The organism is Sphingomonas sp. (assembly GCF_042091075.1).
Taxonomy (GTDB): Bacteria; Pseudomonadota; Alphaproteobacteria; order Sphingomonadales; family Sphingomonadaceae; genus Sphingomonas.
Window position 1 is genome coordinate 1 of the sequence record NZ_JBELIE010000104.1, and the last position, 11,909, is coordinate 11,909.

An 11,909-nucleotide genomic window follows, 5' to 3' on the forward strand; every position below is an offset into this window, starting at 1 on the left:
ACCAGCGCCAGCCCAGCTAGCGTCAGCGCGATCATCACCGCCAGCGCCCATTTGGTGCTCCAGCGGCTGTACAGCCACGCGGCGACGAACACCGTGGGGCAGGCGATCAGCGCGCTTTCCGCCAGCAGGCGGCTCGATACGCCGACCGAATAGCCCTTCGCCACCAGATCGGCGGGGAGCCACAGCAGCAGCCCGAAATTGACCAGCCCCCATGACAGCGCACACAGGCTCAACGCGGTTAGCTTGCCGTACAGAGCGGCACCGTGCAGCGGTGTCAGGGCGGGCATCGCGATCGCCGGAACCGGCATCCGGCGCGTCGCGGTGGCGCCGAAGCGGCGCATCACCGCCTCGGCCTCGGCGACGCGCCCGCGCGACAGCAGGAACTTGGCGGATTCGGGGATGAACGCGCCGAGCAACACCAGGGTCAACCCGGTCGGCAGGTTCGACAGCCACAGGATGCGCCAGCCGAACACTGGCTGCAACAGTGCCGAAAGCCCGCTCGCGGCGAAATAGCCACCGACCGCGCCCAGTCCGCCGACCAGCACGAGGCTCCAGCCGCGGTGGCGATTGGGCATCATCTCCGCCAGCAGCGCATAGGTGACCGGCAGCATGCCGCCTGCCGCCGCGCCCATCATGAAGCACATCGCGATATTCCAGGCGAGGCTGGGCATTGCGCCGCAGATCGAGGTGCCGACGAACATCACCGCCGACAGCAGGATCGACGCCTTCCGGCCGTAGATGTCGGCGATCCAGCCCCACAGCACCGACCCGGCCACCGTGCCGGCAAGCGCGAAGAAGGGCACCAGCGACACCGTTCGTTTCGGCACACCATATTCGGCGATCATGCCGGGCACGGTAAAGCCGAGCGACGCGGGTTTCATCACGTCGATCACCAGCGCGATGACCAGCACCGCCATCAGTCGCCAATGCGCCGGGGTAAGCGGCGCATCCTCCGGTGCGGCGACGATCAGATCGGCGGCGGCGGCGCGCTGTACCGCCAGGTCGCGCGGCAACAGGCCATAGGCTGCGACCAGCGTGCCCAGTACGATCAGCGCCATCCCGCCAAGCATCAGCGGGTCCATCGGCATGCCGACGAGCCGATAGTGCATCGCCCGCGCCATCGCGAACATCGGCAGGTGGGCAAGCACGCCCGCGGTGACGGCGGCGCTGCCCGCCGCGAAGGCCCATGCCGCCTGACGATCGGACAGCACCGTCCTCATGCGGGCGGGCTGGCGCCGGGCGCGTCTCGCGCGGGCATCGCGAAGGTTCGCGACAGGCCATGGTACAGTTTCTCGCGGCAGACCAATTGGCTGATCCCGTCGGCGATAAAGGCGGTGGCGAACATCGGCAGCATCAGGCCACGGCTCACCGTCGTTTCGGAAAGGATGATCACCGCGGTCAGCGGCGCACGAACCACGCCGGCGAAATAACCGACCATGCCCAGGATCACGATCGCCGAGGCGGGCGATCCGGGCAGCAAGGCGTGGAGCAGGTTACCGAGCCCGGCGCCGACCGCCAGCGACGGCGCGAAAATGCCGCCGGGGAGGCCGGCGACGGCGGTGGCGAGCGTCGCGACGAACTTCGCCGGGCCGAACCACAAGGGCGCATCCACCCCGGCGATCATCGCGCGCGCCGCGCCATAGCCGGTGCCCCATGTCATGCCGGTGGCGACCCCCAGCGCGCCGACGATGCCGCCGCACGCCGTGGCGAACCAGATCGGCTGCCGCTTGGTCCAGCGCGTGACGCGATGCGTGCCCGTCGCCAATGTCAGGACCAGTCGAGAGAATAGTCCACCCACGATGCCGCCGATCACCCCGGCCAATGGCACCGCCACCAGCGCGGAGACGAGCGGCATATGCGCGCCGATCAGGCCGAAATAGACATAGTCGCCCTGTACCGATTGCGCGACCATGCCCGCGATCACGATCGCGGCGATCACCAGCAACGTCACCTTCTGCTCATAGGCGGAGGCGAGTTCCTCGATCGCGAACAGCAACCCCGCGAGCGGCGTGTTGAAGGCCGCCGCCACGCCCGCCGCACCGCCCGCGATCAGCACCGCGCCGCGCAGTGGCACGCGCAGCAGCCGATGGCTCAGCCCCATCACCGCCGCGGCGATCTGCACCGTCGGCCCTTCGCGCCCCACCGATGCGCCGCCCAGCACCGCCACCAGGGTCAGCAGCGCCTTTCCGATCACGGTGCGCATCGACACCAGCGAACGGGTGCCGCGTTCGGGATCGGCCTGTGCCGCGATCACCTGCGGAATCCCCGAGCCGCGTGCCAGCGGCACGTATCGCCGTGTCAGCCACACCAGCCCGGCGAACAGCAACGGGGTCGTCACCAGCGGCGCCCAGGGATGGCGCGCCGCATAGCCGCCGAACACCTCGGCGGCGGCGTCGGCCGCGCGGGCGAAGATCGTCGCGGCCAGCCCGATCGCGACCGCCCCGGTCAGGATCGCCAGCCGCGTGCGGAACCGCACCGAGCGCGGTCCTTGTGCGCGCAGCAGCGCCCGGTAGCGTGCCGGTGTCCAGCGACGCGCGCCGCCGCGTGGCAGGGGAGTGTCAGACATGGGGCGGGCTTTTCCACGGATGACATCGTAACGCCAGCCCGACCCGCACCGACGGCGCTTTCCATGCGCCGCCCGGCTCCCCATGTTGGCGCGATGGACGAAGACCTGCAACGCCTGGGCCTGATCGACGAGGAAGATATCGCGCTCGACGAGGCCGCGCTGACGCTGGCGCGGCTGGATCATGGCGATGTCGATCTTGAACCGTATTTCGACATGCTCGACGCGATCGAGACCCGGCTGGATATCATCGGTGCCGATGCCGATACCGCGCTGGAGCGCGCCGACGCCCTTGCAGCGGTGCTGGGGGAGGAATTCGGCTTCGTCGGCGATCAATCGAGCTATGACGATCCCGCCAACGCCGATCTGATCGCGGTGCTCGATCGGCGGCGCGGCCTGCCGGTCAGCCTGTCGATCCTGTGGGTGGCGATGGCGCGCCGCCTGGGGTGGAGTGCCGACGTGCTCGACGTGCCGGGCCATGTGCTGGTGCTGCTCGGCGCCGAGGCGGCGCCGGTGATCGTCGATCCTTTCGCGGGCGGCGCGCGCGTCGATGCGGAGCGGCTGGCGGCGCTGGTGATGGCGCATGTCGGGGAGCGCAAGCCGGTGACACATGTGTCCGCGATGCCCAATCGCGCGATCCTGATCCGCTTGCTACAGAACCAGGCGTCGCGTGCCGAACAGGCCGGGAAGGGGCGCCGCGCGCTCGCGCTCTATGCCCGCATGACGGTGGTTGCGCCCACCTATCCGCATGTCTGGTGGGAAAGGGCGCGGCTGCAACTGGTCGACGCGGATGTCGCCGCCGCGCGCGGCAGCCTGGGCGCGGTGCTGGAAATCACGCGTGATGCGGCCTGGCGCCGCCGCGTCACAGAGGCGCTGGAGAAGCTTCCCACGGAGTGAGGTCACCCGGCGGTCGGTCGATCCGCCGGTGCGAACAGGCGATAGTGATCGCGCCAGGCCTGCACCTCCGGCGCGATCGCGGCGGGCGGTGGCGCACCCGACAGCACCGCTTCCGCCACCTCGCGGTCAGGATGCATCAGCATCTTCTCCTCGCCGTCGCTGAACCACACCGGCACCAACCCGTCGCACAGTGCGTCGAGCACGGCCGCCGCGATGCCGTTGCTGATCGCGTCGCTGCCCGGCAGCAACCGGACGGTCAACGACACCGCCTCGAAGCAATTTCGCGGCGCGCGCTCGAAGTTCAGTGAAACGAGCAGGCCGGAGCGATCGGGGCGGGCCTCCTCCGCCATCCCCGCCACCCGGCGCCACGCGCAGAACCACGTGCGGCAGATATCGGGCCGGATCGCGTGGATGGTGCAGCCCTGCGTGCCGAGATGCCGGCACGGCGTGTCTTCGGGCTTCCTGAAATCGGGCGAGTCGACCCGCAGCACGGTGCAGCATATCGTGCAGGCGCCGCACTCCCGCCCGGGAAGGACCGGCCCCAGCAACATGGTTTCGACATCGGCGTCGCGAATCATCCGCCCGTTCCTACACGCCCGCTACCCGTCCGACGACCACCGGGCCAATGGTCGTTCATTGGCCCGGACGGCAGCCGGGAACGCCATCATGGGCGCTAGGCGATCGTCGCGCTGTCGCCCGGTGGCGGTGCCATGTCACTGCGTTGCTGTCGGGCGGGCGGCAACCTGTCCGCCGCCGGCCCCAATCGGGCGAGCAGCGCGGAGCGGATCGGTTGCCAGAAGGCGGAAAGTGACAGCAGCGCCGACCCGATCACCAGCGCGGTCAGCCCGATCGACAGCTCGACCACGCCCGTGGTGCGGATTAGCGACGCCATGGCGTACAGGACATAGGCGAGGCTCGATACGAGCAGCGCCCGCCGATCGACGATCAGCGCGATCGCCGCGAAAGCGATGTAGAGCAGCAACACCAGCAGCGCCCGGCCCCATCCCAGATCGCCGCCGAACACCCCCAATAGCTGAAAGGTCGGATGCGCGATCAGCGGCGCGGCAAGGAGATGGAGCGAGAAGGCGACATCGGCACGTCGCGTTTCTCGCCGGGGATCCGAAAGATCCCAGCGCATCGCGTAGACGAAGACCGCTGCGCCCCCGAGCAGGACGAACAGCGACGTGGCGGATCGCGCGGCGGGGACGGCCCACAACAGCACCCCGGTGGACAGCGCGACCACCGCCGCTGCCCCGGCGGCGGGCGTGATCGGCACCTGGAAGCGGCGCCAATGCGCCCATGCCGCGACCGCTCCCGCGGCGGAGGCGAGCGTGAGCATGCCGGCCTGTTGCTGATCGCCGGTCGCCGGCCAGCGCGTCGCCAGGGCGATGGCGATCGTCGCCGTGACCCCGCCGACGAAGGAGATCAGCAGCACGATGCTGGGCAAGGCCATCCGGCGCCGGGCGGTGAAATACAATGCCAGCGCCCAGGACAGCGACGCGACCAGCAGCGCGCCGATCGCGCCGTTGATCAAGGTGCCGATCTGCGCCGCCGCGACCAGCAACAGCAGGATCGCGATCGTGACGAAAATGTCGTTGAAGCCGGTCAGGAAGCGGAAATGCTCCTCATCCACCGCCGGTGTCGCGCGTAGCGCCGCGACATGATCGCGAAACGCGGTAGCGACGGCGGCGGGCATCACACCGGCTTCGATCGCCTGATCTATGTCGCTTTCGCTATACATCGCATCCCCCGCATCACCCAGCGTAACGGTGGCGCCAGCGGCGGGCAACAAGCAAGGATGCCCGCAATGACCGCTCGGCGCGGCGCTCCTTCGATCGCCGCGCCGCCAGGCGGCGGTCAGCCGCCCTGGAGTTTCTTGCCGATCAGCATCGATTGCACGGCCCCGGATTCAGGAACGATCTCATCGGTGCGATCGGTGATCTCCGCCCAATGCGCGGCGACGCCCTCCGGGGACAGATCGTCGCCGGTCAACAGCTTGCCTTGCGTCAGCGTCACGTAACTGGCCTGGAACACGCCGGCGCCGGCGCCGACGATCTGGTTCGACGGCGCATCCTCGCTGACGAGATACAGTGCGGCGGGGACGACCTTTTCCGGTGCGAATGCCTGAAACAGCTGCTCGGGGAACAGATCCTCGGTCATCCGGGTGCCGGCGACCGGCGCGATCGTGTTGACCTTGATGTTGTTCTTCGCGCCCTCAAGATACAACGTCTTGGTCAGCCCGGCGAGACCCAGCTTCGCGGCGCCATAATTTGCCTGGCCGAAATTGCCGAACAGCCCGGTCGAGGATGCCGTCATCAGGATCCGGCCGTAATTCTGCTCGCGAAAGGTCTCCCAGCACGCCTTGGTGGCATTGGCCGATCCCAGCAGGTGGACGTTCACCACGAAGGCGAAATCCGCGGGCTCCATCTTGGCGAACGTCTTGTCGCGCAGCACGCCGGCATTGTTGATCAGGATATGGACGCCGCCCCACTTTTCCTTGGCCTTCGCGACCATCTCGACCATCTGGTCATATTCGGTGACGCTGCCGCCGTTCGCCATCGCGCTGCCGCCGGCCGCCTCGATCTCCTCGACCACCTTGCGCGCGGCGTCTGATGTGCCCTGGCCGGTGCGGTCGCCACCCAGATCGTTGACCACCACCTTCGCGCCACGCCGGGCAAGCTCCAGCGCATATTGGCGCCCCAATCCGCCGCCGGCGCCGGTGACGATGGCAACCCTGTCGTCGAAACGAATGGACATGGAAAAGGCGCTCCCTCCTGTTTGGATGAAGCGCCTTCCATACCTACCGTTCGAACAGGCGCAATGCCCGTTCGCTAAAGTCCGCCTGCGAGGGGCGGCTTAACGGCGCGACCGCTTCTTGCTTCGCGAACCGTGCGCATCGCTGGCCTGCATGCAGCCGTCATACTGACCCTTCTTGCAGATCGGGTAGCTCTCCTTCGGCGCGGGCGGCGGGAAGGCCTGCGATGGTGAGGGCGCCGGCTGGAAACGGACGGTCGCCCCCGGAGCGGGCGTGCCGGACATCGCCGGCGTCGACGGCTCATAGCCGCCCGCCGTCATCGTGCCGTTCCCGGCCGGGGTCGGCGATGCCATGGTCGCATCGCCGGTGCTCTGCGGGGGCATCGGCTGCGGCTGCTGCTGGGGCATCGTGCCGCTGGTGGTATCAGGCGTGCCGGTCTGCGTTCCCATGTCGGTGGCCGGCGGCGCGGCCGGATCGGTCTGGGGAGTCATCGTGTCGGTGGCGGCCGGGGGCATGGTTTGCCCGGCGTCCTGCGCCGTCGCCATTGTCGGGAGCGCGAGGGCAGCAACCGCCGCAAGAAGCATTATCTTCATTCTATCTCTCCTGCCGTAGTTCGGTCAGAGTGCGTTATCGTTACGCAGTCGGCCCAACGTTCCGGGAAGGAGAAAGGCTCCCGCCCCCCTGCAATGTTGCGGCTGGCAAATTACAGGTGACGGGAATCTCTCGAAATTTGTTGTCTGTGCGCTCAATGCCCGGTGTCGAGCGCATAACCGGCGGAGCGAACCGTGCGGATGATGTCGGGGCGGCCGCCTTCATTGATCGCCTTGCGCAGCCGGCGGATATGGACGTCAACGGTGCGGCTCTCGATATCGCTGTCATGCCCCCAGACGCTGTCGAGCAGCCGCTCGCGCGAGAAGACATGGCCCGGGTGTTCGAGGAAATGCTTGAGCAGGCGGAACTCGGTCGGCCCCAGCGCGACCACCTCGCCGCCGCGGCGCACCTTGTGTCCGACGGTATCCATTTCCAGATCGGCATAGGTGAGTTGCTCACCCGCCAGCGCCGGGCGGACGCGCCGCAGCACCGCGCCGACACGCGCCACCAGTTCACGCGGGGAAAACGGCTTGGTGACATAATCGTCCGCGCCGGTTTCCAGTCCGCGCACGCGATCTTCCTCCTCGCCGCGCGCGGTCAGCATGATGATCGGCACATTCTGCGTCTCGGGCGCGCGACGCAGGCGGCGGCAGACCTCGATCCCGGAAATGCCTTCGACCATCCAGTCGAGCAGCACGATGTCGGGCGGGGTCTCCTTCGCCATCAGCAAGGCTTCCTCGCCGTCGATCGTGTGCTGCACATCGAAATGTTCGCGGGTGAAATGCCACACGAGCAATTCGGCCAAGCTGGAGTCATCCTCCACCAGCAGCATGCGGGCCTTGGCCATTAGTCGGTTCCCCTTTCCCGTTCGACCAGCCGCGTTCCCGTCGCGGCAAAATATACCATCTCCGCGACATTGGTCGCGTGATCCCCGATTCGTTCGAGGTTCTTGGCAATGAACAGCAGATGCGCGCACTGGCTGATCGTCTTCGGATTCTCGACCATATAGGTCACCAGCGTGCGGAAGATGCTGTCATAGAAATCGTCGAGCGCGTCGTCGCGCTCGCACACGCCCACCGCGGCCTCGGGATCGCGCGCGGCAAAGGCGTCGAGCACGTCACGGACCATTTCCGCGGCCATCCGCGCCATCGCCGGCAGCATCGACACCGGCTCGATGCGATGCTCGCTTTCGATCTGCGGCACGCGCTTGGCGATGTTCTTGGCATAATCGCCGATCCGTTCGACCACGCCCGCGATCTTCAGCGCGGCGACCACCTCGCGCAGGTCGTCCGCCATCGGCGCGCGCAGCGCGATGATGCGCACGGCGGTGCGCTCCACCTCGGTTTCCAGCACGTCGATCTTCTTGTCGTCCAGCCGGATATCGTTCGCGAAGTCGGTGTCGCCGCGCTGCAGCGCCACCATCGACTGCGCGATCGCCCGCTCCGCCAGCCCGCCCATTTGCGAGATCAGCCCGCGCAACTGGCCGATGTCCTGATCGAACGCCTTTACGGTATGTTCCTGGCTGTTCGCCATCGCCGTCATTCCCTCCGCCGGATCAGCCGTAACGTCCGGTTATATAATCTTTCGTCCGTTCCTCGCGCGGGTTGGTGAAGATGTCGGACGTATCGCCATATTCGACCAGCTGGCCGAGATGGAAGAAGGCGGTGCGCTGGCTGACGCGCGCCGCCTGCTGCATGTTGTGGGTGACGATCACGATCGCGTAGCGGCCGCGCAATTCGTGGATCAGTTCCTCGATCCGCGCGGTGGCGATGGGGTCCAGCGCGCTGCACGGTTCGTCCATCAGGATCACTTCGGGATCGACCGCGATCGCGCGCGCGATGCACAAGCGCTGTTGCTGGCCCCCCGACAGCGCCGTGCCCGAATCGTGCAGCCGGTCCTTCACCTCGTTCCACAGCCCGGCGCGCGTCAGCGAGCGTTCGACGATCTGCGCCAGATCCGCCTTCGACCGCGCCAGTCCGTGGATACGGGGGCCGTAGGCGACATTCTCGAAGATCGATTTGGGGAAGGGGTTCGGTTTCTGGAACACCATCCCGACGCGCGCGCGAAGCTGCACCACGTCCATCGCCTTGGCATAGATATCCTCGCCGTCCAGCCGGATCTCACCGTCGACGCGCGCGGTGGCGATCGTGTCGTTCATGCGGTTCAGCGTGCGCAGGAATGTCGACTTGCCGCATCCCGACGGGCCGATGAAGGCGGTGACGTCCTGTTGCCATACGTCGATCGAGACGTCGCGGATCGCCTGCTTCTCACCGTAGAAGACGTTGACCCGTTCGGCGGTCATCTTGGGGGGGGAGTTGCTCATTACCAGCGGGTCTCGAAGCGGTTGCGGAGGTAGATCGCGATGCCGTTCATCGCCAGCAGGAAGAACAGCAGCACGATGATCGCGGCGGAGGTCTTCTCGACGAAGCCGGTCGCCACCTCGTCGGACCACAGGAAGATCTGCACCGGCAGCGCGGTGGCGGGATCGGTCAGCCGGTCGGGCGGGGCGGCGATGAAGGCGCGCATGCCGATCATCAGCAGCGGCGCGGTTTCGCCGAGCGCGCGCGCCATGCCGATGATCGTGCCGGTCAGGATGCCCGGCATCGCCAGCGGCAGGACGTGATGGAACACCACCTGGATCGGGGAGGCGCCCAGCCCGCGTGCCGCATCGCGGATCGACGGTGGCACGCCCCGGATGGCGTTGCGGCCCGCGATCACGATCACCGGCATCGTCATCAACGCCAGCGTCAGCCCGCCGACCACCGCCGCTGACCGGGGCATGTGAAAGGTGTTGAGGAACACCGCGAGCCCCAGCAGGCCGAAAATGATCGAGGGCACCGCCGCCAGATTGTTGATCGATACCTCGATCAAATCGGTCCAGCGGTTTCGCGGCGCATATTCCTCCAGATACAGCGCGGACAGCACGCCGATCGGAAACGCCAGCCCGAGCGTCACCAGCATCGTGAACAGCGACCCCTTCAGCGCGCCCCAGATGCCCGCCCGGGTGGGATCGGTCGCATCCGCGCCGGTGAAGAAGCTCCTGTTCAGCCCCTTCGACAGGCGTGGTTGCAACGCGCGCACGATCGCCTCCGTTTCCGGCGTGCCGTCACCCTTCGCCGCGACGTCGATATCGGTCGCGACGGGGACGTCGATCGTGGCGCGCCGGTGCAGCAGCGAGGGATCGCGCTTCACGGCGTCCCGCACCGTCAGCCACGCGCCGTCCGACAGCAGGGCCGCGCCGCCCTGTGCGGGGAAAGCGGCATTGGCGGCGCTGTCCACCGCGCCTTCCAGCCCGGCCCCCGCCAGCGCGAGATCGGCGCGCGCACCCGCCAGTCGCGCGGGCGCCACGTCGATGTTCGCGGCGCGCAGGTCGATCGGCAGCGCCACGCGCGTCTCGAAGAAGCCGCCCGCGCCCTGCGCGATCATCGTGGCCAGCAGGAAGATGAGGAAGGCCGCCGACAGGAACACCGCGCCCAGCCCGAGCAGCCGGAAGCGTTGCTCCGCGCCATAGCGCTGCCGAATCCGCCGCTGCATCGCCGCGGAGGACCAATCGGTTGGCCGTTCTGGCGTGCGCGCGTCAGTCATAGGCTTCCCGGTAGCGGCGCACCACGATCAGCGCGATGATGTTGAGCAACAGCGTGATGACGAACAGCGTCAGCCCCAGTGCGAAGGCGGCGAGCGTCTTGGCCGAATCGAATTCCGCCTCGCCGGTCAGCAGATCGACGATCTGCTTCGTCACCGTGGTGGTGCTGGCAAAGGGATTGAGCGTCAGCGTGGCGACGCCCGAGGCCGCCATGACGACGATCATCGTCTCGCCGATCGCGCGGCTCACCGCGAGCAGCACGCCGCCGACCACGCCGGGCAGGGCGGCGGGCACCAGCACCTTCCTGATCGTTTCCGATGGCGTCGCGCCCATCGCCAGGCTGCCGTCCCGCATCGCATTGGGCACCGCCGTCAGCGAATCGTCCGCCATCGAGGAAACGAACGGGATGATCATCACCCCCATCACGACCCCGGCCGCCAGCGCGCTTTCCGAACTCGCCCAGCGGAAGCCGATCGCCACCCCCAGATCGCGCACCGCCGGCGCGACCGTCAACGCCGCGAAATAGCCATAGACGACAGTCGGTACGCCGGCGAGCACCTCCAGCAGCGGCTTCATCCAGCGGCGCGTGGTGTGGCGGGCATATTGCGTCAGATAGATCGCGCTCATCAAACCGAGCGGGATAGCGACCGCCATCGCGATCACCGCGCCGATGAAGAATGTGCCCCAGAACAGCGGCACCGCCCCCAGGCTGGCGCCCGGATCGCGGTTGTCGATCACCTGCGGGCTCCAGTGCGTACCGAACAGGAAGTCGGTGATCGGTACGATACGGAAGAAGCGCGCGCTTTCGAACAACAGGCTGGCAACGATCCCGATCGTCGTCAGGATCGCGATCAGCGACGCCGCGAGCAGCAATCCCATCACGACACGTTCCACCTGCGTCCGCGCCGAGAAGGCCGGGCGGACCCGCAGGAACGCCAGCGCCCCGCCAGCGAACGCCAGCAGCAGCGCGACCGCGGTGGCGATCCAGTCGTACCGCGATTGCGCCGCGGCATAGGCGGGCGCCAGCACCTCGGACAGCGGGTGGAACGCGCCGTAGCTGCTTCCCTCCGCCAGGTGTCGCGCCTCCGACAGGACTGCGGCGCGGTCAAAGCCGGGCGGCGGCAATGACGCGGCGGCGGGCACTTTCAGCACCGCTTCGGTCACCAGCGCCGGCGCGGTGAAATGCCATATCGCGAGGAAAATCACCGGCGGTAGCAGCGTGCACATCGCGACATACCAGCCGTGATGCTGTGGCAGCGAGCTGAACCGCCGCGTCGTCGCCGCGCGAAACCGATGCGCGCGGGCGCGGGCGGTGATCCAGCCGATCAGCGACAGCGCGACGATGACGAACATTAGCGCGAGCGACGACATCAGCGCAGCTCCCGTGGGTCGAGCGGGATTTCCTTGGCGATGATCGCCGCCGATCGCCGTTGCACCGCCGCCGGTGCAGCGATCAAGCCGCGCTTGACCAGCGGCCCGTCGCGGCCCCAGGTCTGCGCATATTGGCGCAGGAACTGGCG

Annotated in this window: 12 protein-coding genes; 1 reads left to right on the forward strand and 11 read right to left on the reverse strand. The window is 67.8% G+C overall.

Annotated elements, in window-relative coordinates:
• On the reverse strand, positions 1–1,220 hold a 1,220-nt coding region (locus ACFDSW_RS11035; RefSeq protein WP_375250344.1), incomplete at its 3' end, for an MFS transporter.
• Positions 1,217–2,566 carry a chloride channel protein gene (locus tag ACFDSW_RS11040; RefSeq protein ID WP_375250345.1) on the reverse strand — a complete coding sequence of 450 codons (1,350 nt, stop codon included), beginning with the start codon at positions 2,564–2,566 and terminating at the stop codon, positions 1,217–1,219. The genes ACFDSW_RS11040 and ACFDSW_RS11035, both read right to left, overlap by 4 nt.
• 93 nt (positions 2,567–2,659) lie before the next feature.
• Between ACFDSW_RS11040 and ACFDSW_RS11045 the strand changes: the two genes are divergently transcribed.
• Positions 2,660–3,460: a SirB1 family protein gene (locus ACFDSW_RS11045; RefSeq protein WP_375250346.1), complete on the forward strand. Its 801-nt coding sequence runs from the start codon at positions 2,660–2,662 to the stop codon at positions 3,458–3,460.
• Between the two features lie 2 nt (positions 3,461–3,462).
• Here ACFDSW_RS11045 and ACFDSW_RS11050 read toward each other — a convergent pair whose 3' ends face one another.
• The 9 genes from ACFDSW_RS11050 to pstC all read right to left on the reverse strand — a co-directional run bounded on the left by ACFDSW_RS11050 (position 3,463) and on the right by pstC (position 11,760).
• Positions 3,463–4,038 carry a YkgJ family cysteine cluster protein gene (locus tag ACFDSW_RS11050; protein WP_375250347.1) on the reverse strand — a complete coding sequence of 192 codons (576 nt, stop codon included), beginning with the start codon at positions 4,036–4,038 and terminating at the stop codon, positions 3,463–3,465.
• Between the two features lie 95 nt (positions 4,039–4,133).
• On the reverse strand, positions 4,134–5,201 hold the full coding sequence (locus ACFDSW_RS11055) for a hypothetical protein (protein ID WP_375250355.1): 1,068 nt from the start codon (positions 5,199–5,201) through the stop codon (positions 4,134–4,136).
• 116 nt (positions 5,202–5,317) lie between these two features.
• The gene (locus ACFDSW_RS11060; RefSeq protein WP_375250348.1) at positions 5,318–6,217 is read right to left on the reverse strand and encodes an SDR family NAD(P)-dependent oxidoreductase; all 900 of its coding nucleotides are present in this window, start codon (positions 6,215–6,217) and stop codon (positions 5,318–5,320) included.
• Between the two features lie 99 nt (positions 6,218–6,316).
• Positions 6,317–6,808, reverse strand: a complete 492-nt coding sequence (locus ACFDSW_RS11065) for a hypothetical protein (RefSeq protein ID WP_375250349.1) — start codon at positions 6,806–6,808, stop codon at positions 6,317–6,319.
• A gap of 152 nt (positions 6,809–6,960) precedes the next feature.
• Entirely contained in the window at positions 6,961–7,653 is a 693-nt protein-coding gene (phoB, locus tag ACFDSW_RS11070) for a phosphate regulon transcriptional regulator PhoB (RefSeq protein WP_375250350.1), read from the reverse strand.
• Positions 7,653–8,339, reverse strand: coding sequence for a phosphate signaling complex protein PhoU (phoU, locus tag ACFDSW_RS11075; protein ID WP_375250351.1), 687 nt, complete (start codon positions 8,337–8,339; stop codon positions 7,653–7,655). The genes phoB and phoU overlap by 1 nt, the downstream gene beginning before the upstream one ends.
• 22 nt (positions 8,340–8,361) lie before the next feature.
• Positions 8,362–9,129: a phosphate ABC transporter ATP-binding protein PstB gene (gene pstB / locus ACFDSW_RS11080; RefSeq protein WP_375250352.1), complete on the reverse strand. Its 768-nt coding sequence runs from the start codon at positions 9,127–9,129 to the stop codon at positions 8,362–8,364.
• A complete protein-coding gene (pstA, locus tag ACFDSW_RS11085) occupies positions 9,129–10,391 on the reverse strand; it encodes a phosphate ABC transporter permease PstA (protein WP_375250353.1) in 1,263 nt (420 codons plus the stop codon). The genes pstB and pstA overlap by 1 nt, the downstream gene beginning before the upstream one ends.
• Positions 10,384–11,760 carry a phosphate ABC transporter permease subunit PstC gene (gene pstC, locus ACFDSW_RS11090; RefSeq protein WP_375250354.1) on the reverse strand — a complete coding sequence of 459 codons (1,377 nt, stop codon included), beginning with the start codon at positions 11,758–11,760 and terminating at the stop codon, positions 10,384–10,386. Before pstC ends, pstA begins: the two co-directional genes overlap by 8 nt.
• Positions 11,761–11,909: the final 149 nt, after the last annotated feature.